At 66.3% G+C, this 26,932-nt stretch carries 27 protein-coding genes; 8 read left to right on the top strand and 19 right to left on the bottom strand.

The features are described from left to right. Window positions 1–238 precede the first annotated feature (238 nt). The 5 genes from HMPREF2914_RS03045 to HMPREF2914_RS03025 all read left to right on the top strand — a co-directional run bounded on the left by HMPREF2914_RS03045 (window position 239) and on the right by HMPREF2914_RS03025 (window position 7,187). Entirely contained in the window at window positions 239–1,816 is a 1,578-nt protein-coding gene (locus HMPREF2914_RS03045; RefSeq protein ID WP_003095915.1) for a glucan biosynthesis protein G, read from the top strand. Then, complete coding sequence (mdoH, locus tag HMPREF2914_RS03040) at window positions 1,809–4,394, top strand: glucans biosynthesis glucosyltransferase MdoH (RefSeq protein ID WP_022579986.1); 2,586 nt, start codon at window positions 1,809–1,811, stop codon at window positions 4,392–4,394. The genes HMPREF2914_RS03045 and mdoH overlap by 8 nt, the downstream gene beginning before the upstream one ends. Before the next feature lie 237 nt (window positions 4,395–4,631). Continuing rightward, the gene (locus HMPREF2914_RS03035) at window positions 4,632–5,432 is read left to right on the top strand and encodes a transporter substrate-binding domain-containing protein (protein WP_003095910.1); all 801 of its coding nucleotides are present in this window, start codon (window positions 4,632–4,634) and stop codon (window positions 5,430–5,432) included. Between the two features lie 65 nt (window positions 5,433–5,497). Beyond that, entirely contained in the window at window positions 5,498–6,460 is a 963-nt protein-coding gene (locus HMPREF2914_RS03030; RefSeq protein WP_003103450.1) for an amino acid ABC transporter permease, read from the top strand. Further along, on the top strand, window positions 6,453–7,187 hold the full coding sequence (locus HMPREF2914_RS03025) for an amino acid ABC transporter ATP-binding protein (protein ID WP_003095906.1): 735 nt from the start codon (window positions 6,453–6,455) through the stop codon (window positions 7,185–7,187). The genes HMPREF2914_RS03030 and HMPREF2914_RS03025 overlap by 8 nt, the downstream gene beginning before the upstream one ends. Window positions 7,188–7,194: 7 nt before the next feature. Here the strand turns inward: HMPREF2914_RS03025 and HMPREF2914_RS03020 are convergent, their stop codons facing one another. The 11 genes from HMPREF2914_RS03020 to ubiE form a co-directional block, all read right to left on the bottom strand. Beyond that, window positions 7,195–7,656 carry a UPF0158 family protein gene (locus tag HMPREF2914_RS03020; RefSeq protein ID WP_003135810.1) on the bottom strand — a complete coding sequence of 154 codons (462 nt, stop codon included), beginning with the start codon at window positions 7,654–7,656 and terminating at the stop codon, window positions 7,195–7,197. A gap of 109 nt (window positions 7,657–7,765) precedes the next feature. Continuing rightward, a complete protein-coding gene (locus HMPREF2914_RS03015) occupies window positions 7,766–9,709 on the bottom strand; it encodes a methyl-accepting chemotaxis protein McpK (RefSeq protein WP_023092711.1) in 1,944 nt (647 codons plus the stop codon). 211 nt (window positions 9,710–9,920) lie between these two features. Next, window positions 9,921–10,628: a 16S rRNA (uracil(1498)-N(3))-methyltransferase gene (locus HMPREF2914_RS03010; RefSeq protein WP_023092710.1), complete on the bottom strand. Its 708-nt coding sequence runs from the start codon at window positions 10,626–10,628 to the stop codon at window positions 9,921–9,923. Continuing rightward, window positions 10,625–11,428 carry a twin-arginine translocase subunit TatC gene (tatC, locus tag HMPREF2914_RS03005; RefSeq protein WP_003095896.1) on the bottom strand — a complete coding sequence of 268 codons (804 nt, stop codon included), beginning with the start codon at window positions 11,426–11,428 and terminating at the stop codon, window positions 10,625–10,627. The genes HMPREF2914_RS03010 and tatC overlap by 4 nt, the downstream gene beginning before the upstream one ends. Beyond that, window positions 11,425–11,850 carry a Sec-independent protein translocase protein TatB gene (tatB, locus tag HMPREF2914_RS03000; protein ID WP_003135795.1) on the bottom strand — a complete coding sequence of 142 codons (426 nt, stop codon included), beginning with the start codon at window positions 11,848–11,850 and terminating at the stop codon, window positions 11,425–11,427. Before tatB ends, tatC begins: the two co-directional genes overlap by 4 nt. 13 nt (window positions 11,851–11,863) lie before the next feature. Beyond that, window positions 11,864–12,112, bottom strand: coding sequence for a twin-arginine translocase TatA/TatE family subunit (locus tag HMPREF2914_RS02995; RefSeq protein WP_003095893.1), 249 nt, complete (start codon window positions 12,110–12,112; stop codon window positions 11,864–11,866). A gap of 25 nt (window positions 12,113–12,137) precedes the next feature. After that, the gene (locus HMPREF2914_RS02990) at window positions 12,138–12,473 is read right to left on the bottom strand and encodes a phosphoribosyl-ATP diphosphatase (RefSeq protein WP_003110868.1); all 336 of its coding nucleotides are present in this window, start codon (window positions 12,471–12,473) and stop codon (window positions 12,138–12,140) included. Beyond that, the gene (gene hisI / locus HMPREF2914_RS02985; protein ID WP_023092709.1) at window positions 12,466–12,870 is read right to left on the bottom strand and encodes a phosphoribosyl-AMP cyclohydrolase; all 405 of its coding nucleotides are present in this window, start codon (window positions 12,868–12,870) and stop codon (window positions 12,466–12,468) included. The genes HMPREF2914_RS02990 and hisI overlap by 8 nt, the downstream gene beginning before the upstream one ends. 115 nt (window positions 12,871–12,985) lie before the next feature. Beyond that, entirely contained in the window at window positions 12,986–14,587 is a 1,602-nt protein-coding gene (gene ubiB / locus HMPREF2914_RS02980) for a ubiquinone biosynthesis regulatory protein kinase UbiB (protein WP_003116128.1), read from the bottom strand. Then, on the bottom strand, window positions 14,584–15,210 hold the full coding sequence (locus HMPREF2914_RS02975) for a ubiquinone biosynthesis accessory factor UbiJ (protein ID WP_003110866.1): 627 nt from the start codon (window positions 15,208–15,210) through the stop codon (window positions 14,584–14,586). Before HMPREF2914_RS02975 ends, ubiB begins: the two co-directional genes overlap by 4 nt. 14 nt (window positions 15,211–15,224) lie before the next feature. After that, window positions 15,225–15,995 (bottom strand): bifunctional demethylmenaquinone methyltransferase/2-methoxy-6-polyprenyl-1,4-benzoquinol methylase UbiE, encoded by a 771-nt coding sequence (gene ubiE, locus HMPREF2914_RS02970; protein ID WP_003103462.1) that lies wholly within the window; start codon window positions 15,993–15,995, stop codon window positions 15,225–15,227. A 135-nt stretch (window positions 15,996–16,130) separates the two neighbouring features. Between ubiE and HMPREF2914_RS02965 the strand changes: the two genes are divergently transcribed. The 3 genes from HMPREF2914_RS02965 to HMPREF2914_RS02955 all read left to right on the top strand — a co-directional run bounded on the left by HMPREF2914_RS02965 (window position 16,131) and on the right by HMPREF2914_RS02955 (window position 17,906). After that, window positions 16,131–16,406, top strand: coding sequence for a polyhydroxyalkanoic acid system family protein (locus tag HMPREF2914_RS02965; protein ID WP_003095874.1), 276 nt, complete (start codon window positions 16,131–16,133; stop codon window positions 16,404–16,406). A gap of 143 nt (window positions 16,407–16,549) precedes the next feature. After that, a complete protein-coding gene (locus HMPREF2914_RS02960; protein ID WP_023092708.1) occupies window positions 16,550–16,966 on the top strand; it encodes a phasin family protein in 417 nt (138 codons plus the stop codon). A gap of 10 nt (window positions 16,967–16,976) precedes the next feature. Continuing rightward, a complete protein-coding gene (locus HMPREF2914_RS02955) occupies window positions 16,977–17,906 on the top strand; it encodes a phasin family protein (protein WP_023092707.1) in 930 nt (309 codons plus the stop codon). Window positions 17,907–17,949: 43 nt separating this feature from the next. On the opposite strand, the gene HMPREF2914_RS02950 is transcribed toward HMPREF2914_RS02955, so the two are convergent. The 8 genes from HMPREF2914_RS02950 to HMPREF2914_RS02915 form a co-directional block, all read right to left on the bottom strand. Continuing rightward, window positions 17,950–18,567 (bottom strand): TetR/AcrR family transcriptional regulator, encoded by a 618-nt coding sequence (locus HMPREF2914_RS02950; protein ID WP_003103292.1) that lies wholly within the window; start codon window positions 18,565–18,567, stop codon window positions 17,950–17,952. Window positions 18,568–18,622: 55 nt separating this feature from the next. Then, the gene (gene phaC, locus HMPREF2914_RS02945) at window positions 18,623–20,305 is read right to left on the bottom strand and encodes a class II poly(R)-hydroxyalkanoic acid synthase (RefSeq protein WP_070702799.1); all 1,683 of its coding nucleotides are present in this window, start codon (window positions 20,303–20,305) and stop codon (window positions 18,623–18,625) included. Window positions 20,306–20,608: 303 nt separating this feature from the next. Continuing rightward, window positions 20,609–21,466, bottom strand: a complete 858-nt coding sequence (gene phaZ / locus HMPREF2914_RS02940) for a poly(3-hydroxyalkanoate) depolymerase (protein WP_003095866.1) — start codon at window positions 21,464–21,466, stop codon at window positions 20,609–20,611. A 152-nt stretch (window positions 21,467–21,618) separates the two neighbouring features. After that, on the bottom strand, window positions 21,619–23,298 hold the full coding sequence (gene phaC / locus HMPREF2914_RS02935; RefSeq protein ID WP_022579990.1) for a class II poly(R)-hydroxyalkanoic acid synthase: 1,680 nt from the start codon (window positions 23,296–23,298) through the stop codon (window positions 21,619–21,621). A gap of 418 nt (window positions 23,299–23,716) precedes the next feature. Further along, a complete protein-coding gene (locus HMPREF2914_RS02930; RefSeq protein ID WP_003095857.1) occupies window positions 23,717–24,088 on the bottom strand; it encodes a gamma-butyrobetaine hydroxylase family protein in 372 nt (123 codons plus the stop codon). A gap of 94 nt (window positions 24,089–24,182) precedes the next feature. Then, window positions 24,183–25,526 carry an ATP-dependent protease ATPase subunit HslU gene (gene hslU, locus HMPREF2914_RS02925; RefSeq protein WP_003095854.1) on the bottom strand — a complete coding sequence of 448 codons (1,344 nt, stop codon included), beginning with the start codon at window positions 25,524–25,526 and terminating at the stop codon, window positions 24,183–24,185. Between the two features lie 28 nt (window positions 25,527–25,554). Next, a complete protein-coding gene (gene hslV, locus HMPREF2914_RS02920; protein WP_003095852.1) occupies window positions 25,555–26,088 on the bottom strand; it encodes an ATP-dependent protease subunit HslV in 534 nt (177 codons plus the stop codon). Between the two features lie 118 nt (window positions 26,089–26,206). Beyond that, window positions 26,207–26,902 carry an SPOR domain-containing protein gene (locus HMPREF2914_RS02915; RefSeq protein ID WP_003095850.1) on the bottom strand — a complete coding sequence of 232 codons (696 nt, stop codon included), beginning with the start codon at window positions 26,900–26,902 and terminating at the stop codon, window positions 26,207–26,209. Between the last annotated feature and the right edge of the window lie 30 nt (window positions 26,903–26,932).

Below are 26,932 nucleotides of genomic sequence, written 5' to 3'. Positions count from 1 at the left end.
AACCTCTGGGGTCGCTAGCCGACGAGCGGCATGCCCCCTGGTTTTCCAGGCCCGGTGCACGTAACGCGAATGACTGGAAACAGGCATTCTTTTTGTCAGATCGCGCCAAATCTGGCTATCTATCGGGTTTGGCAGCGAATGTGGCGAAACCATGTTCGACCGGCACTCCGGTGCCGTCGGAGACCCCTGAACGGTCAGGGCGTCTTCAGTAATTCATGTTCACGGACGAGGGGGCCTCGTGATTTTCCGTTCCGTTTCAAACACCGATTTCCGCGCCCGCGTGCGCACCCTGCTGCTTGCCGGCTCGACCGCGCTGGCATTCGTCGCCGCCCCGGTATGGGCGTTCAGCATCGACGACGTGGCGAGCAAGGCCAAGGACCTGGCCGGCGACAAGTATTCCGCGCCGACCAGCAACCTGCCATCGGAATTCAGCGAAATGAAATTCGCCGATTACCAGCAGATCCGTTTCATCAACGAGCGCGCCTACTGGGGCAAGCTGAAGACGCCGTTCAAGCTGAGCTTCTATCACCAGGGCATGCACTTCGACACGCCGGTGAAGATCAACGAGGTGACCGCTACCACGGTCAAGCCGATCAAGTACGATCGCACCAAGTTCGATTTCGGATCCCTGAAGTTCGACGAGAATGCCACCAAGGATCTCGGCTATGCCGGTTTCCGCGTGCTCTATCCGATCAACAAGGCCGACAAGCAGGACGAGATCGCCACCTTCCTTGGCGCGAGCTACTTCCGCGTGGTCGGCAAGGGCCAGGTCTACGGTCTGTCGGCGCGCGGCCTGGCGATCGATACCGCGCTGCCTTCGGGCGAAGAGTTCCCGCGCTTCCGCGAATTCTGGATCGAGCGGCCGAAGGCGCAGGACAAGCAACTGGTGATCTATGCCCTGCTCGACTCGCCGCGGGCCACCGGCGCCTACCGCTTCGTGCTGCGTCCGGGCAAGGATGCGGTGATGGATGTCCAGGCCCGCGTGTTCCTCCGCGACAAGGTCAGCAAACTGGGCCTGGCGCCGCTGACCAGCATGTACCTGTTCGGCTCCAACCAGCCGTCCGAGCAGCACAACTTCCGGCCCGAGCTGCATGACTCCAGCGGTCTGCAGATCCATGCCGGCAACGGCGAGTGGCTGTGGCGTCCGCTGAACAATCCGAAGCACCTGTCGGTGAGCACCTTCAGCGTGGAGAACCCGAAAGGCTTCGGCCTGCTCCAGCGCGGCCGCGAGTTCTCCCGCTACGAAGACCTGGACGACCGCTACGACCTGCGTCCGAGCGCCTGGATCGAGCCGAAGGGCGACTGGGGCAAGGGCACCGTGGAACTGGTGGAAATCCCGACCCCGGACGAAACCAACGACAATATCGTCGCGTTCTGGAACCCCGAGACCCAGCCTGAGGTCGGAAAGCCGCTGGACTTCGCCTACCGCCTGCACTGGACCATGGATGAAGACGAGCTGCACGACCCGAAATCCTCCTGGGTCAAGCAGACCATGCGCTCGGTCGGCGACGTGAAGCAGAAGAACCTGATCCGCCAGCAGGACGGCAGCACCGCCCTGGTCGTCGACTTCGAAGGGCCGGCCCTGAAGGACCTGGCGCCGGACGCGCCGGTGACCACCCAGGTCAGCACCGACAGCAACGCCGAGGTGGTGGAGAACAGCCTGCGTTACAACCCGGTCCTGAAAGGCTGGCGCCTGACGCTGCGGATCAAGGTCAAGGATCCGAAGAAGCCGGTGGAAATGCGCGCGGCGCTGGTCGACGAGGCGCAGAAGCCACTGAGCGAAACCTGGAGCTATCAGCTGCCTGCCGATGAATAACCCATCCACTACGAAAGCACCGCTGGCCGACTACCTCGCTCATCTTCCCCTGGCGGAAGAGGAGCGGGAGCGGCTTGGCGAGTCCGCTTCCTTCTCCGAGCTGCACGCTCGCCTGGCGGGAGCGGAAGGCGCCGCTGCCGATGCCGGGGGCGATCCCGCCCTGGCCTCGGTACGCGCCCGCCTGCAGCTGGGCACCCCTGAGCTGGACGACGCCGAGATGTTCGGCGTCGACGCCCAGGGTCGCACCTTCCTCAAGATTTCCCCGCCGATCCGCCGTACCAAGGTGATTCCCGAGCCCTGGCGCACCAACATCCTGGTGCGCGGCTGGCGTCGGCTGACCGGACGCAGCAACCCGCCCAAGCCCAAGCGTGCCCTGCCGCGGGCCCGCTGGCAGCGGGTCGGCTCGCTGCGCCGGTTCATCCTGCTGTTGTTGATGCTGGCGCAGACCTCGGTCGCCACCTACTACATGAAAGGCATCCTGCCCTACCAGGGCTGGGCCTTCGTCGACCTGGAGGAACTGGCCCAGCAGAGCCTGCTGGATACCGTCCAGCAGGTGCTGCCCTATGTCATCCAGTTCGGCATCCTGGCGCTCTTCGCGATCCTCTTCTGCTGGGTCTCGGCCGGCTTCTGGACCGCGCTGATGGGCTTCTGGGAGCTGCTCACCGGGCGTGACCGCTACCGGATCTCCGGCAGCAGCGCCGGCAGCGAGCCGATCGCCGCCGACGCCCGCACGGCGATCGTCATGCCGATCTGCAACGAAGACGTGCCGCGGGTATTCGCCGGCCTGCGGGCGACCGTCGAGTCGATGGCCGCCACCGGCGAGATGGAGCGCTTCGACTTCTTCGTCCTCAGCGACACCAACGACCCGGATATCGCCGTCGCCGAGCAGCAGGCCTGGCTCGAGCTGTGCCGCGAGACCAAGGGCTTCGGCAAGATCTTCTACCGTCGCCGCCGGCGCCGGGTGAAGCGCAAGAGCGGCAACATCGACGACTTCTGCCGGCGCTGGGGCGGCGACTACCGCTACATGGTGGTGATGGACGCCGACAGCGTGATGAGCGGCGACTGCCTAGCCAAGCTGGTGCGCCTGATGGAGGCCAATCCTGAGGCGGGGATCATCCAGACCGCGCCGAAGGCGTCCGGCATGGACACCCTGTATGCGCGCATGCAGCAGTTCGCCACCCGCGTCTACGGCCCGCTGTTCACCGCCGGCCTGCACTTCTGGCAACTCGGCGAGTCGCACTACTGGGGCCACAACGCGATCATCCGCATGCAGCCCTTCATCGACCACTGCGCCCTGGCGCCGTTGCCGGGCAAGGGCTCGTTCGCCGGCGCGATCCTGTCCCACGACTTCGTCGAGGCTGCGCTGATGCGCCGTGCCGGCTGGGGCGTGTGGATCGCCTACGACCTCGACGGCAGCTACGAAGAACTGCCGCCGAACCTGCTCGACGAACTCAAGCGCGACCGCCGCTGGTGCCACGGCAACCTGATGAACTTCCGCCTGTTCCTGGTCAAGGGCATGCACCCGGTGCACCGCGCGGTGTTCCTCACCGGGGTCATGTCCTACCTGTCGGCGCCGCTGTGGTTCTTCTTCCTGGTGCTTTCCACCGCGCTGCTGGCGGTGCACCAGCTGATGGAGCCGCAGTACTTCCTGGAACCGCGGCAGTTGTTCCCGATCTGGCCGCAGTGGCATCCGGAGAAGGCCATCGCGTTGTTTTCCACCACCCTGACCCTGTTGTTCCTGCCCAAGCTGCTCAGCGTAATGCTGATCTGGGCCAAGGGCGCCAAGGGTTTCGGCGGGGTGATCCGAGTGACCCTGAGCATGCTCCTGGAGATGTTCTTCTCGGTGCTGCTGGCGCCGGTGCGCATGCTCTTCCACACCCGCTTCGTGCTGGCCGCCTTCCTCGGCTGGTCGGTGCAGTGGAACTCGCCGCAGCGCGACGACGACGCCACGCCCTGGAGCGAGGCGATCCGCCGGCACGGCATGCAGACCCTGCTGGGTATCGCCTGGACCCTGCTGGTGGCCTGGCTCAACCCGCGCTTCCTGTGGTGGCTGTCGCCGATCGTCGGTTCGCTGATCCTGTCGATCCCGGTATCGGTGATCTCCAGCCGGGTGAAGCTGGGCCTGCGCGCCCGCGATGAAAAGCTGTTCCTGATCCCGGAGGAGTACGACACGCCGCGCGAGCTGCGCGCCACCGACGAGTACACCTACGAGAACCGCTGGCATGCGCTCAAGGATGGCTTCCTCAAGGCCGCCGTCGATCCGTTGCTCAACGCCCTGGCCTGCGCCATGGGCACGGCTCGCCACAACCGTGCGCAAGCCATCGAGACGGTGCGCGGCGAGCGTATCGGCAAGGCCATCGAGAAGGGCCCGGAACAGCTCGACGGCGCCACTCGCCTGGCCCTGTTGAGTGACCCGGTAGCATTTTCGCGCCTGCATACGCGGGTCTGGGAAGAGGACCGCGACGACTGGCTCGGCCGCTGGCGCAAGGCCGAGGCGGACGACCCCCACGCCGCCAGCGTACCGCTGGCCCAGGTAGTGCCCGGCGACGCCGGCCTGCTGCCCGCCGCCCAGTCCTGATCCCATGCCCCCGGCGGAACGCCGCCGGGGGCATGGTCTGTTTCTTGCCTGTTTTCCCCGTGCGGCGCTGCTGTTACCCTGCGCCGGCAATCCAGAAAGTCTCGTATCGTTCGCCAGCTGAGGTACTATCGGCCGCCTTTTGCGCAGCCGGTCATGGCCTGCTGCCCGCCCGGGACGGCGACACGACGAGAGCATCCGTTCGACGACTGTGTTTCTAAGACTGCTGGGGATTGGGGAATGAAAAAGTATCTTGCTTCATTGGTTCTGGGCGTCTGCGCCCTGGTGGGCGTGGCTTCGGTCCAGGCGGCCGGCGCGGTGGAGGACGCGGTCAAGCGCGGCACCCTGCGGGTCGGCATGGACCCGACCTACATGCCGTTCGAGATGACCAACAAGCGCGGCCAGATCATCGGCTTCGAAGTCGACCTGCTCAAGGCCATGGCCAAGTCCATGGGCGTCAAGCTGGAGCTGGTCTCCACCAGCTACGACGGCATCATTCCGGCGCTGCTGACCGACAAGTTCGACATGATCGGCTCGGGCATGACCCTGACCCAGGAGCGCAACCTGCGCCTGAACTTCTCCGAGCCCTTCATCGTGGTCGGCCAGACCCTGCTGGTGCGCAAGGAGCTGGAAGGCAAGATCAAGTCCTACAAGGACCTGAACGATCCACAGTACAGCATCACCTCGAAGATCGGCACCACCGGTGAGATCGTTGCCCGCAAGCTGATCAGCAAGGCCAAGTACCACGGCTTCGACAACGAGCCGGAAGCGGTGATGGACGTGGTCAACGGCAAGGCCGACGCCTTCATCTACGACTCGCCCTACAACGTGGTGGCGGTGAGCAAGTTCGGCGCCGGCAAGCTGGTCTACCTCGACCAGCCGTTCACCTACGAGCCGCTGGCGTTCGGCCTGAAGAAAGGCGACTACGACAGCATCAATTTCATCAACAACTTCCTCCATCAGATCCGCGAAGACGGCACCTATCAGCGCATCCACGACAAGTGGTTCAAGAACACCGAGTGGCTGAAGGAAATGGAATGAACCGCTGACGGCCCCCGCGAAGGGGGCCGTCGTACCTGCGCATTCCATCGTTCGAGAGAGTTTCCGTGACCAAGAAGAAACGTTCCGTCTGGCCCTGGCACCTGCTGACCGGGCTGATCCTGCTGGTCCTGGCCTGGGCGCTGTGGTTCTCCACCTCGCTGATTTCCTATGAATGGCGCTGGAACCGCGTTCCGCAGTACTTCGCCTACCAGGCCGAGGAGCCGTTGCGGGCCAACGAGATCGGCCGGGTCGAGGCTATCGAGGAACAGGGCAGGGACGCACGCGTCACGCTGCTTGGCGAGAGCGGCGAGAAGCAGGTCGTGACCGTCGCCCAGGACAGCCTGCAATTCTCCGAAGGCGACGACGTGGCCGAGGGCGACGCGGTCGGGGTGACCCGCCACTGGGCCGCCGGCCCACTGCTCTGGGGCCTGTGGACCACCCTCTGGCTATCGCTGGTGTCCGGTGCCATCGGCTTGGCGATCGGCCTGGTCGCCGGCCTCTGCCGACTGTCGAAGAACCCGACCCTGCACGACCTGTCGACGATCTACGTCGAGCTGGTGCGCGGCACGCCGTTGCTGGTGCAGATCTTCATCTTCTACTTCTTCATCGGCACCGTGCTCAACCTGTCCCGCGAGTTCGCCGGGGTCGCGGCGCTGGCGCTGTTCACCGGCGCCTACGTGGCCGAGATCATCCGGGCCGGCGTGCAGTCCATCGCCCGCGGACAGAACGAGGCCGCCCGCTCCCTGGGCCTGAACGCCGGCCAGTCGATGCGCTACGTGATCCTGCCGCAGGCCTTCAAGCGCGTGCTGCCGCCGCTGGCCGGGCAGTTCATCAGCCTGGTCAAGGACACCTCGCTGGTCTCGGTGATCGCCATCACCGAACTGACCAAGAGCGGCCGCGAGGCGATCACCACCTCGTTCTCCACCTTCGAGATCTGGTTCTGCGTCGCCGCGCTGTACCTGCTGTTGAACCTGCCCCTTTCGCACATGGCATCCCGACTGGAGCGGAGGCTCGGACAAAGTGATTGAAGTACGCAACCTGCTGAAGGTCTTCGATACCCGCGGCCAGGTAGTGCGCGCGGTGGACGACGTGAGTACCCGCGTGGCCAGGGGCGAGGTGCTGGTGGTGATCGGTCCGTCCGGTTCCGGCAAGTCGACCTTCCTGCGCTGCCTGAACGGCCTGGAGGAGTTCGACGAAGGCTCGGTGAGCATCGACGGCGTCGACCTGGCCGACCCGAGGACCGACATCAATGCCTACCGCCGCGAAGTCGGCATGGTGTTCCAGCATTTCAACCTGTTCCCGCACATGACCGTGCTCGAGAACCTCTGCCTGGCCCAGCGCGTGGTGCGCAAACGCGGCAAGGCCGAGCGCGAGGCCAAGGCGCGGGCGCTGCTGGCCAAGGTCGGTATCGGGCAGAAGGCCGACGAATATCCCTCGCGCCTGTCCGGCGGCCAGCAGCAGCGCGTGGCGATCGCTCGCGCGTTGTGCATGGACCCCAAGGTGATGCTGTTCGACGAACCGACCTCGGCGCTCGATCCGGAGATGGTCGGCGAAGTCCTCGACGTCATGAAGACCCTGGCCGTGGAAGGCATGACCATGGTCTGCGTGACCCACGAGATGGGCTTTGCCCGCGAAGTGGCCGACCGCGTGCTGTTCTTCGACCACGGCAAGCTGCTGGAGGACGCGCCGCCGGCGCAGTTCTTCGACAATCCGCAGGACCCGCGGGCCCAGGCCTTCCTCCGCCAGGTCCTCTAGTACCGCGCTAGGCGAACGGCTTGCCCGGCGGCGGCAGGAGCGACGTCGGACTCTGCCGCGCGGCCGGCTGGATATCGTTGTCCTCCAGCCAGTCCAGCGCCCATTCGCGCAGGCGCTCGTTCTGGTAGCGGTACCAGTCCTGCAACAGTTCCGGGTACTCCATCAGAGAGTGCTTGAAGGCCTTGAACGGCTTGCGGCTCTGCAGCGCGTTGGCGAGCGTCGCATAGGCGTGCGGCTCTTCCACCTCGCGGAGGAAATCCTGCATCAGTCCCAGCGACTGGGTGGTGCTCAGCGGGTCGATCAGCAGCAGGCGTTCCGGCTCGTTTTCCAGCAATGCGTCCAGTTCGGGATCGGGCGCCTCGGCGGAGATCAGCAGCACCTTGCCGCTGTGCAGGTCGAGGTAGTGGTCGATTCCCGGGGTATCCAGGGCGAAGGCCAGTTCGTCGATATCGATGGTCATCGGGCGCATGGCGTCATCTCCCAAAAGGCGAAAGCCTGATCCTACGCAAAGGTGCCCCTCCTGTCCGCTTTCGATGGACGGGAGGGGCTGCCGATGCAAGGAGGATCCTCTCGGGATGTTACAGGCGGAAGCGTCCCACCTGCGCCTGCAACTGCGTGCCCAGGCGCGCCAGTTCGCCGCTGGAGGCGGCGGTCTGCTCGCTGGCGGCGGCCGACTGTTCGGCGACGTCGCGCACGCTGAGGACGCTGCGGTTGATCTCCTCGGCCACCGTGCTCTGTTGCTCCGCGGCAGTGGCGATCTGCAGGTTCATGTTCTGGATGTCGGAGACGGTGCGGGTGATGCTGTCCAGCGCGGCGCCGGCGCGGCGCGCCAGTTCCACCGTGCTGGCGGTCAGCGAGCGGCTGTTCTCCAGGCGTTCGGCGGCTTCACCGGCGCCCTGCTGGAGACGCTGGATCAGGCCCTCGATCTCGGCGGTGGACTGCTGGGTGCGCTGGGCCAGGCCACGGACCTCGTCGGCGACCACCGCGAAGCCGCGTCCGGCGTCGCCGGCGCGTGCCGCTTCGATGGCGGCGTTGAGCGCCAGCAGGTTGGTTTGCTCGGCCACCGACTTGATCACGTCGAGGACGCTGCCGATCTGCTCGCTGTCGTTCTTCAGGCGCGCCATGGCTTCGCTGGAAACGTCCATTTCGGTAGCCAGGCGCTCGATGCGGGTCACCGCCTGGTCGACCACCGCGTCGCCCTGGCGCGCCTCTTCATCGGCCTGGCGAGCGGCCTGGGAGGCCAGCTCGGCGTTGCGCGCGACGTCCTGCACGGTGGCGGCCATCTCGTGCATGGCGGTGGCGACCTGGTCGGTCTCCACTTTCTGGCTGTTGACCCCGGCGCGGGTCTGCTCGGTGACCGCCGAGAGTTCCTCGGCGGAGCTGGCCAACTGGCTGACGCCGTCGCCGATCCGCCCGACCAGCTCGCGCAGGCTGTCGCCCATGCGCTGCATGACTCGCTGCAACTGGCCCAGTTCGTCGCGGCGCTGGAGGGTCAGGGGATTCTGCGGACGCTTGCCGAGGTCGCCGGCGGCGATGGCCTCGGCCTGCGCGAGGGCTTCGTCCAGCGGCCGGACGATCTGCCGGTTGATCGCCCAGCCGGCGACGCAGCCGAAGGCCAGGGCCAGCGCGGCGATCAGCCAGAGGCTGGCGCGGTCGCGGCTGGCGGTGCTCTCGCGCAATTGGCGACCGGCTTCGGTGAGGGTCCGGCCGGCCCGGGCCATATCCTGGGTGCTGCTTTGCATCGCTTGCTGCGCCTGGCGCGTGCGGACGACGCCGGCACGGAACTGCTCGATGCCGCCACGATAGCCCTGGAGGCTGCGCATGGCCTGTTCCAGCGCCGCATCGGCCTCGCCGGGCAATTGGCCTCGCAGCGTCGTGCCGGCCTGGCGGAGGGCGTCGAACGCGGCGAACGCGGCCTGCTCGGCCTTGTCGCTGCGCTCGAAGACGTAGCCGCGCACCTGGTAACGCACCATGAGCAACTGTTGGTGCAGGTCGGCCACCGCACGGCTACGTTGCAACGCCTGCGGGTCGCCGGCCTGCTGCGCGAGGCTGGCGTCCATCAGTTCCTCGAGGCGAGCGAAGCTGTCCAGCGCCTGCTGTGCAGTGCCCACCAGCACACCACGGGCGGCGCTGCGTTGCTGATCGGCTGCGGCGAGGTCGTCGAAGGCCTTGCGGTAGGCTTCGATGGCTTCGGCCTGGTGGGCCAGGGCGGCCGGGTCAAGCTCGTTGTCGCGCAGCGCCTGCAGGCGCTGGAGCATCCCGGCCAGGGTCTGGCGGACCTGCTCGGCCTGGCGCGGGTCGCTGCCGGCTTCGAATGCCAGGCGGCCTTGTTCGGCTTGCTGGGCCTGTTCCATCAGGCTGGCGACTTCGGCGAGCTGCTCGCTGAGGGCGGTCTGGTGCGTGAGGGTGCGGTTGCTGCTGATCACCACCAGCAGAAGCAGCGCGAGGAGGACACCGAAACCGACCATCAGCTTGCGGCTGACGCTCAGCTTGGCCAGTTGGAGAACCCACCAATCGTACATCGTCATTACTCCAGGCAGTGCGACACCCTGGGTTGGCAGCCCCATGGCGTGGCGGAACAGGTAATGGCTCAGCGTCGTCGCGTCCGGCGTGCGGGCGCGGAGGGCCGGTACGTGGCCGGCGGGCGAGGTCTTATGGTTGTCGTGCGGAGCCCTGCGCGACAGAGGATGTCGGCCGGGCGGGGAAAACCTTCAGTCTTTTACCGGAGTTTTTTCAGAACAACCGCGCAAGCAAGGCGCTGACCGCGGTTTCCACGCGCAGGATACGTTCGCCGAGCTGCACCGGATGCAGTCCGGCTTCGCGCAGCTTGTCGACCTCGTAGGGAATCCAGCCGCCTTCCGGGCCGATCGCCAGGGTCACCGGCTTCTCCACCACGCGCGGACAGGCCGGCCAGGGACCGGGATGGCCGACCAGGCCGAGGCTGCCGGCGGCCAGGGCCGGCAGGCGGTCTTCGACGAAGGGTTTGAAGCGCTTCTCGACGATGATTTCCGGCAGCACCGTATCGCGGGCCTGCTCCAGGCCGAGGACCAGGTTCTCGCGGATCGCCGCCGGGTCGAGGAACGGGGTCTGCCAGAAGCTCTTTTCCACGCGGTAGCTGTTCAGCAGCACCAGCTTCGGTACGCCCATTGCGGCGATGGTCTGCAACACCCGGCGGAGCATCTTCGGTCGCGGCAAGGCCAGCAGCAGGGTGATCGGCAACTTGGCCGGCGGCGGCTGGTCGAAGCGCACCTCCAGGGTCGCCTCGCTGGCGTCGAGCTTCAGCAGGCGGCCTTCGCCCATCCAGCCGCCGAGGCGGCCGACCCGCAGGGTGTCGCCGTTCTCGGCGCGGTGCACTTCGTGCAGGTGCTTGAGGCGGCGATCGTGCAGGACCGCACGATCCGCCGACACGAAGTCGGCGTCGTCGAGGAGCAGCAGGTTCACTGGCGGGTGGCCGGAGGCTGGTCGCCGTCGCTGGCCGGTTGGTCGTCCGGATGCTCGCCGCGCTTGCGTACCAGGCGGCCGAACAGCAGGCCGATCTCGAACAGCAGCCACATCGGCACCGCGAGCATGGTCTGGGAGAAGATGTCCGGCGGGGTCAGGACCATGCCGACCACGAAGCAGCCGATGATCACGTACGGGCGGATCTTCTTCAGGTACTCGACGTCGACCACCCCGATCCAGATCAGCAGCACCGTGGCCACCGGGATCTCGAAGGCGACGCCGAAGGCGAAGAACAAGGTCAGGACGAAGTCCAGGTAGCTGTTGATGTCCGTCATCATCGCCACGCCCTCGGGCGTCACGCTGGCGAAGAAGTGGAAGATCATCGGGAACACCAGGAAGTAGGCGAAGGCCATCCCGGCGTAGAACAGGATGATGCTGGACACCAGCAGCGGCAGCGCCACGCGCTTCTCGTGCTTGTACAGGCCGGGCGCGATGAAGCCCCAGACCTGCGCGAGGATCACCGGCATGGCGAGGAACAGAGCCACCACCATGGTCAGCTTGAACGGCGCGAGGAACGGCGAGGCGACGTCGGTGGCGATCATGCTGGTGCCTTCCGGAAGGAAGCGGCGCAACGGCTCGGAGACCAGGGTGTAGATCTTCTGCGAGAAGTAGAACAGGCCGGCGAAGATCAGAAAGATCGCCGCCACGCTGCGCAGCAGGCGCGTACGCAGTTCGGTCAGGTGCGAGACCAGGGGCATTTCCTGGTCGTGCTCGGGCTGCTCGGGTTTATCGGCGCTCATGGATTACGCGGCGTCTCGGACGGTGGCGAAGGGGGAGTGGAGGTAGCGACTGCCGGCGGTGCCGCGGCGTCCGCGGGCGGAACCGCAGGCGTGCTGGTCGGCGGCGGCGTGGGTACGCTTGGCGCCGGGCTCTCGGCCGCCGGCGGCGGGGTTTCCTGCGGGGGATTCTGGCCGGTCAGCGGGGCCAGCAGCTTCTGCGCTTCGCGCTCCATCGAGAGGATGTGCTCGTTGTGCAGTTGCCGGCGGATCTCGTCCGCACCGATTTCCCGTTCCACTTCCTGCTTGATGGTATTGAAACTGCGCTTCAGGCGGCCGATCCACAGGCCGGCGGTACGTGCGGCGCCCGGCAGGCGCTCGGGGCCGAGCACCAGCAGGGCGACCAGCCCGACCAGCAACAGTTCGCTGAAGCTGATTCCGAACATCGATGGCTACCCGTCAGTCCTTGCGCGCCGGCTCTTCGACCTTCTGCGCCTGGGCGTCGATGGTGTGCGGCTGGTTCAGCGGTTGGGCCGGCTGGGCGGCGGGCTGGTCCTTCTTGTCGTCTTCCTCGGTGTTCACCGCCTTGCGGAAGCCCTTGATCGCTTCGCCGACGTCGGAACCGAGGTTCTTCAGGCGCTTGGTGCCGAACACCAGTACCACGACGATCAGGATGACGATCCAGTGTTTCCAGTCAAAAATGCCCATGTCGTATTCCTCGCAATGTGTAGGTTCAGGCCGATGGTTGGCGGGCGGCTTTCTCGGCGTGGCCGGAAAGGCCGAAGCGGCGCTCCAGTTCGTCCAGCACGGCTTGCGGATGCTGGCCGAGGGCCGAGAGCATCACCAGCGAGTGGAACCAGAGGTCGGCGGTTTCGTAGATCAGGTCCTGGCAGTCGCCGCTGGCCGCGGCATCCTTGGCGGCGATGATGGCTTCCACCGACTCCTCGCCGACCTTCTCCAGGATCTTGTTCAGGCCCTTGTGGTACAGGCTGGCCACGTAGGAGCTGTCGGGCGCGGCGTTCTTGCGCTCCTCGAGCACCGCCGCCAGGCGGGTCAGGGTGTCAGTCATGGTGGTGTCCTGCGTGTTCGTAGATAGCGTCCGGGTCCTTCAGCACCGGATCGACGGTCTTCCAGGCGCCATTCTCGAAGACGCGGTAGAAACAGCTTTCCCGGCCGGTATGGCAGGCGATCCCGCCGACCTGCTCGACCATCAGGATGACCACGTCGGCGTCGCAGTCCAGGCGCAGTTCGTGCAGCTTCTGCACATGCCCGGACTCCTCGCCCTTGCGCCACAGCTTGCCACGCGAACGCGACCAATAGATTGCACGGTTCTCGGTGGCGGTCAGGGCCAGCGCCTCGCGGTTCATCCAGGCCATCATCAGCACGCGCCCGGTCTCGTGATCCTGGGCGATCGCCGGGACCAGGCCGTCGGCGTTCCAGTGAATCTCATCCAGCCAGTCTTTCATGGTCTTTCCACGTTCGTTGCCGGTACGTTGCGTGCGTTTCCGGCGGAAATGGGAGTAGTGTGCCAGCCGGGAGCGCGACTGGCTATCGGCGCGGGCCTAGTGGCCGTGCGCGGCGCTAGCGGCGCAGGATCAGGAACACCCCGCCGGCCAGCATCACCCACGCCGGCCAGGCTTCCAGCTGCTGACCCAGGCCGACCTCGGCGGCGCCGACCAGCAGCACCGCGCCCACCAGGCGCCCGAGCCAGTCGTGGCGGGAACCTTTCCACTCCGGCGGCGGCGCATTGTGGGCGTGCGGTTGTGACAGGCGTTCGAGGGTGTCGCGGGCCATTTGCGACAGGTGCGGCACCTGCTCGACCTGTTGCTGGAAATTGCGCAGCAACTGCTTCGGGCTGACCCGTTCGCGCATCCAGCGCTCCAGGAACGGCTGGGCGGTGGCCCACAGGTCGAGTTCCGGGTAGAGCTGGCGGCCGAGGCCTTCGATGTTCAGCAGGGTCTTCTGCAGCAGCACCAGTTGCGGCTGGATCTCCATGTTGAAACGACGCGCGGTCTGGAACAGGCGCAGCAGGACCTGGCCGAAGGAGATGTCCTTCAGCGGCTTCTCGAAGATCGGTTCGCAGACGGTACGGATCGCCGCCTCGAAGTCGTTGACCTTGGTTTCCGCCGGGACCCAGCCGGAGTCGATATGCAGTTGGGCGACCTTGCGGTAGTCGCGCTTGAAGAAGGCGATCAGGTTGCGCGCCAGGTAGTCCTGGTCCTCGTCGGTCAGGCTGCCGACGATGCCGCAGTCCACCGCGATGTATTGCGGGCTCCAGGGCGCGCGGGTGCTGACGAAGATGTTGCCGGGGTGCATGTCGGCATGGAAGAAGCTGTCGCGGAACACCTGGGTGAAGAAGATCTCCACGCCGCGCTCGGCCAGTGCCTTGAAGTCGGTGCGCTGGTCGCGCAGGGTTTCCAGGTCGGTCACCGGGATGCCGTAGATGCGCTCCATCACCAGCACCTTGGGCCGGCACCAGTCCCAGTAGACCTGTGGCACGTAGAGCAGCGGCGAGCCTTCGAAGTTGCGCCGCAGCTGCGAGGCGTTGGCTGCCTCGCGGAGCAGGTCGAGTTCGTCGACGATGGTTTTCTCGTAGTCGCTGACCACTTCCACCGGGTGCAGGCGCCGCGCCTCGCTGGAGACCCGCTCGGCGAGGCGGGCGAGGATGAACAGCCAGGCGATGTCGGAGCGGATCACCGGTTCCAGGTTCGGCCGGATCACCTTCACCACCACTTCCTCGCCGCTCTTCAGCCGCGCGGCGTGGACCTGGGCCACCGAGGCAGAGGCCAGCGGTTCGCGTTCGAAGCGGGCGAAGACCTGTTCGATCTTCGCGCCCAGTTGTTCCTCGATGCGCTTGACCGCCAGCTCCGGCGGGAAGGGCGGCACCTTGTCCTGCAGCCAGGCCAGTTCGTTGGCGATGTCGTCGGGCAGCAGGTCGCGGCGGGTGGAGAGAATCTGGCCGAACTTGATGAAGATCGGTCCGAGGTCCTGCAGCGCCAGGCGCAGGCGCGCGCCGCGGGTCAGTTCCAGCTTGCGCCGCGGCAGCCAGCGCCAGGGCAGGGTGGCACCGAGCAGGCGCAGCCACCAGGGCAGCATCGGCAGTTCGAGGATCAGGTCGTCCAGGCGGTAGCGGATGACGACGCGCTGGATGCGCAGGAGGCGGCGGAAAGCGAGGAGCTTCATGCGTCGGGCTTGGTCTTTTGGCTGAGGCGTCCGACGCGCGCGTCGAGACGATCGAGGGCCAGCTTCAGCTGGTCCAGTTCGGCGAAGCGGGCTTCGGCTTCGTGCTGGCCGACCAGCGTGCGGCTTTCCTCGGCAAGGTAGTCGGCCAGGTTCAGGCGCAGGCTGTGCAGGCTCTGCGCGCTCCAGCGCGAAGCGTCGCGCAGGCCGCTGCCGAGCACCTGGGTGGCGAGCGGGCCGAGCCAGCGCGACAGTTCGTACTCCCAGTCCAGCTCCAGGCTCTGCAGGATGCCGGCCAGTTCCAGCAGGGCCGCGCTGTCGCCGTCCATGCTGACTTCCGGGCTGTGCAGGACGCGGGTCTTGTCGCGCGCCAGGGCCAGGTGCAGGAGGTTGCCGGCCGGCGCACGCAAGGTGCAGTCGACCTCCGCCTCATGCTGCGCGGCGAAGTGCAGGCCGTCGCCGGCGGGCAGGATGAAGACCCGCAGCGGCGGGCTCAGGCAGTCGACCTCGATGACCTTGGTGGAAAGCCTGCGCAGGCGCGGCAGCGCTGTCCCGTCGAGGCGCAGGACGCGATTGATGCCAGTTTCGGCGGCGGCCAGCACGGCCTGGATCAGCAGCGAGCTCATCGGCGCGCCCCCGGTTAAGGCTTGATACCGCGGTGCAGGGCGACGATGCCGCCGGTCATGTTGTGGTAGGTCACGCGGTCGAAGCCGGCTTCCACCATCATCGCCTTCAGGGTTTCCTGGTCGGGGTGCATGCGGATCGACTCGGCCAGGTAGCGATAGCTCTCGGAGTCGTTGGTGACCAGCTTGCCCATCAGCGGCAGCAGGCTGAACGAATAGGCGTCGTAGGCCTTGGACAGCAGGTTGCTGCTCGGCTTGGAGAACTCCAGCACCAGCAGGCGGCCACCGGGCTTGAGCACGCGCAGCATGGAGCGGATCGCTTCGTCCTTGTGGGTGACGTTGCGCAGGCCGAAGGCGATGGTCACGCAGTCGAAGTGGTTGTCCGGGAAGGGCAGCTTCTCGGCGTCCGCCTGGACGAAGCTGACGTTGCCGGAGACGCCCTTGTCGAGCAGCTTGTCGCGGCCGACCTTGAGCATCGAGGCGTTGATGTCGGCCAGCACCACCTCGCCGGTCGGGCCGACCAGGCGCGAGAACTGCCGGGTCAGGTCGCCGGTGCCGCCGGCGATGTCGAGCACGCGGTTCCCGCTGCGCACGCCGGACAGCTCGATGGTGAAGCGCTTCCACAGGCGATGGATGCCGCCGGACATCAGGTCGTTCATCAGGTCGTACTTGGCCGCCACCGAGTGGAAGACCTCGGCGACCTTCTTCGCCTTCTGGCTTTCCGGAACGTTCTGGTAGCCGAAGTGGGTGGTGGGTTCGGCGTCGGCGCCTTTGCGGGGATCGTTCATGACGTTCTCACCTGGAAAGAATGCCGGGCATTCTAACAGGATGTGGGGAAAGTGCTGTGCCGCCGTCCGACGGCGCGGGTGCGGTGTTTTGTCTGGCCGCGTATAGTTTTCCGATCTGCAATCAGGAGTCGATCCATGTCGCGTATCCACATCGAACGTCCGCACAGCCTGGGGCTGGACGCCGCACGGGCCAAGGCGGAGAAACTGGCCGAACGTCTGGCGAAGGAGCACGGCGTGCAGTGCGAATGGCAGGGCGACGAGCTGACCTTCAAGCGCAGCGGCGTCGACGGCAGGATCGCAGTGGGGGCGGACAAGGTCGCGGTGGACGTCAAGCTCGGCCTGATGCTGTCGGCCATGAGCGGCCTGCTCAAGGGCGAGATCGAGAAGGCGCTGGACAAGGCGCTGGCCTGATCCCGCCGGGCGTTCGCCGTCCTGGCGGCGCCCATCTTCCGCTTAGTATGCGGTTTCTAATTTTCCCCGATACCTTGCTCTCACGCTGCCAGCGTTCCGGCGGCGCCTGCGGTTTCTTCAACCCAACGAGCGTGAGGTGCCCCATGGCCAAGATTGCCCTGAAGAAAAAGACCGTTTCCAAATCCACTTCCCTGGTCTCCGAGATCCGCCACTATGCCCGCCAGATCTGGCTTGCCGGCCTGGGTGCGTATTCCCGCCTGGGCACCGAAGGCAGCGACTACTTCAAGGAATTGGTGAAAGCTGGCGAAGCCCTGGAGAAAAAAGGCAAATCGCTGGTCACAAGTCAGGTCGATTCGGCCAATGACAGTGTCAAGACCGGCCTCTCTTCGGTGAAGGGAAAAGTCGAAGACCAGCTCGACAGGATCGAGCAGGCATTCGACAGCCGTGTCGCTAGCACGTTGAACCGGATAGGCATACCTTCCCGGAACGATGTCGAAGCACTCTCTGCTAAGCTGGATGAGCTGAGCGCAGTGCTCGAGCGTGTCGCGAGAACCCAATAAGGAGAGCAGGATGGCTGGCAAGAAGAAGAGCGAAAAAGAGTCCAGTTGGATCGGCGAGATCGAGAAATACTCGCGGCAGATCTGGCTGGCTGGTCTGGGGGCCTACTCGAAGGTCAGCAAGGACGGCAGCAAGCTGTTCGAGACCTTGGTGAAAGACGGCGAGAAGGCTGAAAAAGAAGCGAAGTCCGATGTGGACGCGCAGGTCGGTGCGGCGAAGGCTTCCGCCCGCTCTGCGAAGAGCAAGGTCGACGAGGTTCGGGACCGTGCGCTCGGCAAGTGGAGCGAGCTCGAGGAAGCTTTCGACAAGCGCCTGAACAGCGCCATCTCGCGTCTCGGCGTGCCGAGCCGCAACGAGGTGAAGGAGCTGCACGGCAAGGTCGATACGCTGACCAGGCAGATCGAGAAACTCACCGGCGTCAGCGTCAAGCCGGCGGCGAAGGCAGCGGCCAAGCCTGCGGCGAAACCGGCTGCCAAGCCCGCGGCGAAAACCGCAGCGGCCAAGCCGGCAGCTAAACCGGCAGCCAAGGCCGCCGCCAAGCCTGCGGCGAAACCCGCGGCGAAAAAACCTGCAGCGAAGACCGCGGCCGCCAAGCCGGCAGCCAAGCCCGCCGCCAAACCGGCTGCGAAGACCGCAGCGAAACCGGCGGCCAAGCCGGCAGCCAAGGCTGCGGCGAAGCCTGCTGCGAAACCTGCCGCAGCCAAGCCCGCCGCGAAGCCGGCAGCCAAGCCGGCCGCTGCGACCGCCGCCAAGCCCGCGGCGAAACCTGCCGCCAAGCCGGCTGCGAAAAAGCCAGCGGCGAAGAAGCCGGCCGCCAAGCCCGTCGCGGCGAAACCGGCCGCTCCCGCCGCGTCTTCGAGCGCGCCCGCTGCCCCCGCCGCCACACCGGCTGCCAGCGCTCCGGCAGCGAACGCTCCGGCGACGCCGAGCAGCCAGGGCTGAGTCCTGGCGGCAACGCACACGCCCGGCACTCGCCGGGCGTTTTTCATTCCGGTCCCAGGTAGCGCTGCGCCAGGCTTTCCGCCGAGCGTTGGGCCTCGCTGCGCAGATGCGGGGCGACCAGCATCATGATCTGGTAGACCACCGTGCGCACCTCGCCCTTGCTGCCCAGTACCCGCTGGTAATCCAGGGAGAACAGCAGGGTCAGGGTGATCTGTTCGACCAGTTGCCCGAGTGCCGGCGCGTCGCTGCGCAACTGCCGGTCGGCCTTGAGGCGGGCCAGCAGGGTGGCCAGGGTCCGCTTCAGCGCGCCGAGCCAGGTACGGATGCCGCGAGCCAGCCGTGGCAGGCGCCCGGTCAGGTTGGACAGGTCCTGGAACAGGAAGCGGTAGTGGGCGAGGCGCTCGACGATCAGATGCAGGAACAGCCAGTAGTCCTCCGCGCCCAGGCGCACCTCCTCGGGCGGATCGAGCAGCGGCGCCAACTCGGCCTGGAACCGCTCGAACAGCGCCATCACCAGCGGTTCCTTGCCATGGAAGTGGTAGTAGAGATTGCCCGGGCTGATGCCCAGTTCGTTGGCGATTTCCAGTGTCGAGACGTTGGGTTCGCCCTGTTCGTTGAACAGCAACAGCGAGCATTCGAGGATACGGTCGCGTGTCTTCATCCGGACTTCTTCTGGGGATGGAGGTGCCCGGCTCCAGGCGCCCGGGCCGGGTCTTTCAGCGTATATGCACGTAGGTGCCCGGGGCTGCTTCGAGGGGCGGATGCGTGGCGCTGCCAAGGTTGAAGTCAGGGTCGCCCAGCTCGCCCGAGCGCTCCTGCAGCCAGCCCAGCCAGACCGGCCACCAACTGCCCTCTTCGCGCTTGGCGTCGTAGTACCAGGCGCGTGGATCGCTGCTCAGCTTGTCGTTCTCGAAGTAGCAGGCCTTGGGGTTTCCGGGAGGGTTGAGGATGCTCTGGATGTGCCCGCTGTTGGACAGGATGAAGCGGCGCTGGCCGCCCAGCAGGAGGGCCGAGCGATAGACCGCGTCCCAGGGCGTGATGTGGTCGGTGATGCCGGCGACGTGGAAGCTGTCGATCGCCACCTTGCCCAGGTCCACCGCGGTCCCGCTGACTTCCAGCGCGCCCGGGCGGGTCAGCGGGTTGTGCTTGAACAGGTCGAGCAGTTCGCCGTGGAACGCCGCGGGCAGCCGCGTGTTGTCGTTGTTCCAGTAGAGGATGTCGAACGCCGGCGGCTGGTTGCCGAGCAGGTAGTTGTTGACCCAGTAGTTCCAGATCAGGTCGTTGGGGCGCATCCAGGCGAACACCTTGGCCATGTCGCGCCCGTCCAGTACGCCATGCTGGTAGGAGCGGCGCTTGCTGCTCTCCAGGGTCTGCTCGTCGGCGAAGAGCATCGCCGGGCTTTCCATCTGGCTGTCGAGCAGGCTGACCAGGTAGGTGACGCTACTGACCTTGCGCAGTTGCCGGCGCACCTGCAGGTGGCCGAGCAAGGCGGCCACGGTGAGCCCGCCGGCGCAGGCGCCGGCCAGGTTCACGCTGCGGCTGCCGGTGATCTCGCGGCTGACTTCGATGGCTTGGTCTAGGGCCTCGACATAGGTGCTCAGGCCCCATTCGCGGTGCTGGGCGTCGGGGTTGCGCCAACTGATGACGAAGACCTGCAGGTTGTTCTTCAGGGCGTACTGGACGAAGCTCTTTTCCGGCGACAGGTCGAAGATGTAGTACTTGTTGATCTGCGGCGGCACGATCAGCAGGGGCTTGGCGTACTGGCGCTCGCCCAGCGGCTTGTACTGGATCAGTTCCAGCACCTCGTTGCGGAACACTACCGCGCCTTGCGTGGTGGCGAGGTTGCGGCCGATCTCGAAGGCGGTCTTGTTCACCTGGCTGGGCATGCCGCCGTTGTGCACCAGGTCTTCGAGCAGGTGGCGGACGCCATTGAGCAGGCTGATCCCGCCGGTATTGAACAGTTCCTTTACCGCCAGTGGATTGATCAGGCTGTTGCTGGGTGCCACGGCGTCGGAGAGCAAGGCGACGAGGAAGCGGGCGCGGGCGCGATCGTCGCAGTCCAGGTTGCTTTCGTCGATCCAGGCGAGCAGTTGCTTCTGCCACGCCAGGTAGGCCTGCAGGGTGCGCCGGTAGAAGGGATTGAGGCGCCAGGATGGATCCTGGAAACGGGCGTCCTGAGGGTTCGGCTGGTGCAGGGTGTCGCCCAGCAGCACCTTGCCCAACTGGCCTCCGAAGGCGACCAGGTGCCGCGCACTGTGCAGCGGCTGGCGCAGGCCGTGGACGGCCAGGCTGCGGACCGTCGTCAGCAGGTCCTTGCCGCGCAGGCCGACGATGGCGCTCTGCGCACTCATGAACTCGGCGGGCACCGGCACGCTACCCGATTCCTGTTTTTCTCGCATGGACCACACTCCGTCGTAGGACCACAGTCTGGATGCCATGGGCGATAGTCCCCTGGCTCGGAATACTCAGTTATAGCCTGTGAATTCCGTTTCACCCGGGGCAGAACCGCACACCTGCCTGAACAGGGAGGATGCCGCCCGACAGTGGGGCAGCAAGCGCTGTACCACAACGCCGGGAGGGGCGTCGCAGAGCTTGCGCTGTCGCGGCGAAGCCAGGCGCCATGCGCCGTTGCGGAACATTGACTATGCACCTGCACCATGACGAAGCAGTGTCTGCTGCCCTGGTGTTGCCCGCGCAGCAGTTCAGCCGGTCTTGGGCAGGAACGGACGAGGGTGCATGACGGCGCGGCGGCGCTCCTCGGCGAGGAACTTCATGATGATCGGCGCCACCGATTCGGCGCGGGTCACCAGGAACAGGTGGCCGTCGTCGATCACGTGCAGTTCGGCGTTGGGAATGCGCCAGGCCAGCACGCGCATGTTGATCAGCGGGATGATCGGGTCGTCGTCGCCGGCCAGCACCAGGGTCGGCTGGCGGATCCTATGCAGCCAGTGGATGCTGGTCCAGCCGAGCCCGGCGAACAATTGCCAGTAGTAGCCCAGCTTGCCCGACGAACGCACCTTGCTGGCATGCGCCATGGCCAGCTTGGGGTCGCGGCGGAAGGCCCCGCCGTAGATGTCCGGTGCGATGTGTACGCCATAGGAGGGCTGGATGTAGCGCCGCGGGCTGGCCATGCGCATCAGTACCTTCGGCTTGCCTGGCACCATCACCGCGCCAGCCGAAGTGGCGGCGAGGATCAGCTTCTTGCAGCGTTCCGGATAGTCGTGGGCGAACTGCTGGGCCAGCGCGCCGCCCCAGGACACGCCGATCGCGTTGACCTGGCCGTAGTCCAGGTAGTCGAGCATCCGCGCCGCCAGCTTGGCCAGGCCGGGAAAGCGGTAGGGCACGCTGGGCGTCGAGGAACCGCCGACGCCGGGAACGTCGAAGGCGATCACCTCCAGTTCCGGGTCGAGCGCCTGGACGAAGGGGAATACCAGTTCCAGGTTGGCGCCTATGCCGTTGAAGATCAGCAGCGGAGTGCTTCCTTCCTTGCCCGGCCGCACTGCGGTGCGGATGGTCTGGCCGTCGAGGTCGATGGTCCGGAAGACGAAGGGCTGGGGCATGCTCGGGGTCCTCGGCGGCGCAGCCGCGGGCTCGGCGATACGGGGCCTGGCCGGCTTCCGCGCGGCGCGGGGCCGCGCCGGAGGCGCTGGCGGGGTTTCGTCGGCGGAGGCCGCGGATCGCTCCTGCGGCAGTTCTTCAGGCTGGTCGCTTTTCATCGTTCATGCACGTAGGTTCCGGGCGCGGCTTCGCCGGCCGGATAGGTCTTGTTGCCCAGGCTGGCGGGCGCCTTGCGGGTCTTGCCGGAGCGTTCGGCCAGCCATTGCTGCCAGTGCAGCCACCACGAATCGGCGTGCTTGCCGGCCTGTTCCAGCCAGGCCTTGGGCTCGGCGGGCAGTTCCGGATTGGTCATGAAGCGTGCCTTGGGGTTGCCCGGTGGGTTGAGGATGCTCTGGATGTGGCCGCTGTTGGAGAGGATGAACTCGCACTTGCCGCCCAGCAGCCTGGCCGACTTGTAGCACGACTCCCAGGGGGTGATGTGGTCGTTCAGACCGGCGACACAGTAGAAGTCGCAAGTCACCTGCTTCAGGTCGATGGGCGTGCCGGAGACCTCCAGGGCGCCGGGGCGGTTCAGCGGGTTGCTCTTGAACAGTTCGACGAACTCGCCGTGCAGCGCGGCGGGCAGGCGCGTGGTGTCGTTGTTCCAGTAGAGGATGTCGAACGCCGGCGGCTGGTTGCCGAGCAGGTAGTTGTTGACCCAGTAGTTCCAGATCAGGTCGTTGGGGCGCATCCAGGCGAACACCTTGGCCATGTCCTTGCCCTCCAGCACGCCGGACTGGTAGGAGCGACGCTTGGCGGCCTCCAGGGTCTTCTCGTCGGCGAACAGCGCGACCTGGGTATTCAGTTCGAAGTCGAGCACGCTGACCAGTTGGGTGAAGGCGTTGACCTTCTTCTCGCCGCTGGCGACGTAGTGGCCGACCAGGGTCGCGGTGGTGATCCCGCCGGAGCAGGCGCCGAGGAGGTTGAGGTCCTTGCTGCCGGTGATCGACAGGACTACCTCGATGGCCTCCTTGAGCGCCTCGATATAGGTGGTCAGGCCCCATTCGCGCTGCGACTTGGTCGGGTTGCGCCAGCTGACGATGAAGGTCTGCACGCCGTTGCGCAGGCAGAAGCGCGCCAGGCTCTTGTCCGGCGACAGGTCGAAGACGTAGAACTTGTTGATCTGCGGCGGCACCACCAGCAGCGGGCGTTCGTGCACCGACTCGGTGATCGGCCGGTACTGGATCAGTTCCAGCACGTCGTTGCGGAACACCACGGCGCCCTCGGTGGTGGCCAGGTTCTTGCCCACCTCGAAGGCGTCCATGTCCACCTGGCTCGGCATCCCGCCGTTGTTCACCAGGTCCTTGGCCAGGTGGCCGAGGCCGTCCAGCAGGCTCTTGCCGCCGGTCTCGAAGAAGCGCTTGACCGCCGCCGGGTTGCTCAGGCTGTTGGTCGGCGACAACGCCTCGGTCAGCAGGTTGATGACGAACTGGCCACGACTGATGTCTTGCGGCGACAGGTCGCTGTGGCTGATCCAGCTGTGCAGTTCCTTGCGCCAGGCCAGGTAGGTCTGCATGTAGCGCTTGTACAGCGGATTCTGGCTCCAGGCCGGGTCGGAAAAGCGCCGGTCGTCGTCGCCTGGGCGCAGCTCCGACTGGCCGAGCAGGACGTTCTTCAGCTCCAGGCTGAAATGCGCCACGTGCCTGGCGCTGTGCAGTGGCTGGCGCACCGCCTGGAGCAGGACCATGCGCGCGGAGGTGAGCAGGTCCTTGCCCCGGATGCCGATCACCGGATTCAGGTTCAGCGTGTTTTCTGCGGCTTGCTTGGGAAGCTCGTTATTGTTCTTTTGACTCATCGGCAACGCTCCATTGTTCGAGGCGAAACAGGGGACCGCAACGAAACCGGGGACCAGGTGTCCGGCCGGCTACTGCTCGACTACCAGCCCACCCGCACGTTTCAGGGCGGGGCGGACGCACGTCAGGGAAGGGAACCCGGACAAGGGGCTGCACCGTCTTGGTTACGCGAGTTTCCGCTGGCGTGCAAGCTGGCAGAAGCATCGGTGGCCGGCGTGGCTGGCCCGGCGAGCGGCCGACCTGCGGACTAGAGCGTTGCTGCCGTGCAGGGTAGGACATTCGCCGTGGCGACCGCGCCGACCGGATGTCTGGTCTGGCAGTCTGCGGGGCGAATGTTGCAAATGACGTGCCCTCGTTCGGGGCAGCGGGGAAAAATCGCCAGGATGCCGTGTGCCGCGAAGGGGCACTCGGCCCGGCGCTTCAGAGCATCAGCTTGACGACCGACTCGTCGGGGTCGCGCGACTTGCCGGCGCTGGCCAGCTCCGCCAGGTAGTCGGCCCATAGCTGGTCCTTGCGGGTCGCCAGCTCGTACAGGTAGTCCCAGGTGAACAGGCCGCTGTCGTGGCCGTCGTCGAAGCTCAGCTTCAGTGCGTACTGGCCGGCGGGTTCGACGCCAACCAGGCCGACGTTCAGCTTGCCGTACTGCAATACCGGGTTGCCGTGGCCCTGGACCTCGGCCGAGGGCGAATGCACGCGGAGGAACTCGGCGGGCAGGTCGTAGCTGTCCTCGCCGTAGCGCAGGGTCAGGGTCTTCGAGGCTTTGTGCAGCTGGATGGCGGAAGGGATACGCATCGCATCGGACTCGCGGAAGGGCGGAGTACAAGGATACCCCGGTTCGGGACCGCGCGGCCCGCCGCCACGGTGTTGGCCGTGGCGGCGGCGGTGGTCAAAGGATGTAGCGGGACAGGTCCTCGTCCTCGGCCAGCTCGCCGAGGTGGCTGTTGACGTAGCCGGCATCGATCAGGATCGGCTTGTCGCTATGCTCGCTGGCCAGGTCGGCGGCGCTGAACGAGACCTCTTCCAGCAGCCGCTCGAGCAGCGTATGCAGGCGGCGGGCACCGATGTTCTCGGTCTTCTCGTTGACCTGCCAGGCGATCTCGGCAAGGCGCTTGATGCCGTCCTCGGCGAACTCGATGGCCAGCCCCTCGGTCTTCAGCAACTCGCGGTACTGCTCGGTGAGCGAGGCATGCGGCTCGGTGAGGATGCGCTCGAAATCGTTCGGACTGAGGGCCTTGAGCTCCACGCGGATCGGCAGGCGGCCCTGCAGCTCGGGAACCAGGTCGCTCGGCTTGCTCAGGTGGAAGGCGCCGGAGGCGATGAACAGGATGTGGTCGGTCTTGACCATGCCCAGCTTGGTGTTCACCGTGCAGCCCTCGATCAGCGGCAGCAGGTCGCGCTGTACGCCCTCGCGGGAGACGTCGGCGCCGCCGGCGTTGGCGCGCTTGGCGATCTTGTCGATCTCGTCGATGAAGACGATGCCGTGCTGCTCGACCGCCTCCAGGGCGCGTGCCTTGAGCTCTTCCTCGTTGACCAGGCGCACCGCCTCTTCGTCGCGGATCAGCTTCAGGGCCTCGGCGACCTTCAGCTTGCGGGTCTTCTTCTTGCCCTTGCTCATGCCGGAGAACAGGTTCTGCAACTGGTTGGTCATCTCCTCCATGCCGGGCGGGGCCATGATCTCCACGCCGGCCGGGTTGTCGGCCACCTCGATGTCGATTTCCTTGTCGTCCAGCTGGCCTTCGCGCAGGCGCTTGCGGAACAGCTGGCGGGTGTTGCTGTCCTCGCGTGCCGGCTCGTCGCCGAAGCCCATGGCGGGACGCGCGGCCGGCAGCAGGGCATCGAGGATGCGCTCTTCGGCGGCGTCCTCGGCGCGATACTTGACCTTCTGGATCTCCTGTTCGCGGAGCATCTTCACCGCGGCGTCGGCGAGATCGCGGATGATCGACTCGACGTCGCGTCCGACATAGCCGACCTCGGTGAACTTGGTCGCCTCGACCTTGATGAACGGCGCGTTCGCCAGGCGCGCCAGGCGGCGGGCAATCTCGGTCTTGCCGACGCCGGTGGGGCCGATCATGAGGATGTTCTTCGGCGTGACCTCGGCGCGCAGCTCGGCCGGCAGTTGCATGCGTCGCCAGCGGTTGCGCAGGGCGATGGCGACGGCGCGCTTGGCGTCGTCCTGGCCGATGATGTGGCGGTTGAGTTCGTGGACGATCTCGCGGGGCGTCATGGACATTCGTTTACTCCAGCGGGGGACGAGCGCTTCAGACGGCGCTGTCCAGCTCCTCGATGGTCAGGTTCTGGTTGGTGAAGACGCAGATCGAGCCGGCGATGTTCAGCGCGGTCTCGGCGACTTCCCGAGCGCTCAGCTCGGCGTTGTGCTGCAGCAGGGCCAAGGCCGCGGCCTGGGCGAAGCCGCCGCCGGAGCCCATGGCGATCAGGCCGTGTTCGGGTTCGACCACGTCGCCGTTGCCGGTGATGATCAGCGAGGCATCCTTGTTGGCGACCGCGAGCATGGCTTCGAGGCGGCTCAGGGAGCGGTCGGTGCGCCAGTCCTTGGCCAGTTCGACGGCGGCGCGGACCAGGTGCCCCTGGTGTTTCTCCAGTTGCTGCTCGAAGCGCTCGAACAGGGTGAAGGCATCGGCGGTGGCGCCGGCGAAACCGGCCAGTACCTGACCGTGATACAGGCGCCGGACCTTCTTGGCGTTGCCTTTCATCACGGTGTTGCCCAGGGAAACCTGGCCGTCGCCGCCCATGACGACTTTGCCGTTGCGGCGGACAGATACGATGGTGGTCAAGGGGGAAATCTCCACACTGCGGGGCCGAATGCCCGGAATGCTGGGAGATATAGGGGCGATCCGCGGCTTTTCAACCGCACGCACCGCCGTGCGTCGGAACGCACGGCGTGGCCCGCGTTCAGCGGGCCTTGCGTTGCTGTAACAGCAGGTTGCTGAAGCCGTTGGAGGACAGTGTCTTCTGCGCCTGGGACAACTGGTCGCGGCTGTTGAACGGGCCGACCATCACCCGGTACCAGGTCTCGTCGCGGACGTTGCCGGCCTCGACGTTCACCGACTGCCCGAGCAGGATGATCTGCGCGCGCACGCGGTCGGCGTCGGACTGCTTGCGGAACGAGCCGGCCTGCAGGAAGAACTGCGTGCTGGCGGCGACCACCGCTTTCGGCAGCGGCGGTGGCACCTGCCCGGCGAGTGCGGCCTTGGCCCGCGCTTCGTCGGCCTTGGCCAGCTCGGCGGGGGTGGGCGGCGGCGGGGCCTTCTCCGGTACCGCTTCCGGCGGCACCACGACCTCGGACTCCGGCAGCAGGGTGTAGAACTCGTACTTCGGCTTGGCCTGGGCCGGCGTCTGCGTTTGCGCGGGCTGCTGGGCCTGGCCGTTCTGCTGCGGCTGCTTGCCCTGCACGGCGGCTGGGCGCTGGGCGTCCGGGCGTTCGCGCTGGACGTCCTTGCGCCCGGGTTCGAGCTTCATCAGGAACATGATGAAGCCGCCGATGGCCAGGCCGGCGACCAGCCAGACCCAGCCGGGAACGCCGTTCTTCGCGGCGGGCGCCTGGTAGCGGCTGGCGCCGCGCTTGGGGGCGGGTTTCTTCTTTGCCATGGGGGTTCCCGGACTCCTGTTCGGGCGGGT

Source organism: Pseudomonas sp. HMSC067G02 (assembly GCF_001813485.1).
Lineage (GTDB): Bacteria > Pseudomonadota > Gammaproteobacteria > Pseudomonadales > Pseudomonadaceae > Pseudomonas > Pseudomonas aeruginosa.
The sequence above is the reverse complement of the archived record's forward strand: the minus strand, read 5'-3'. Positions and strand labels throughout refer to the sequence as shown.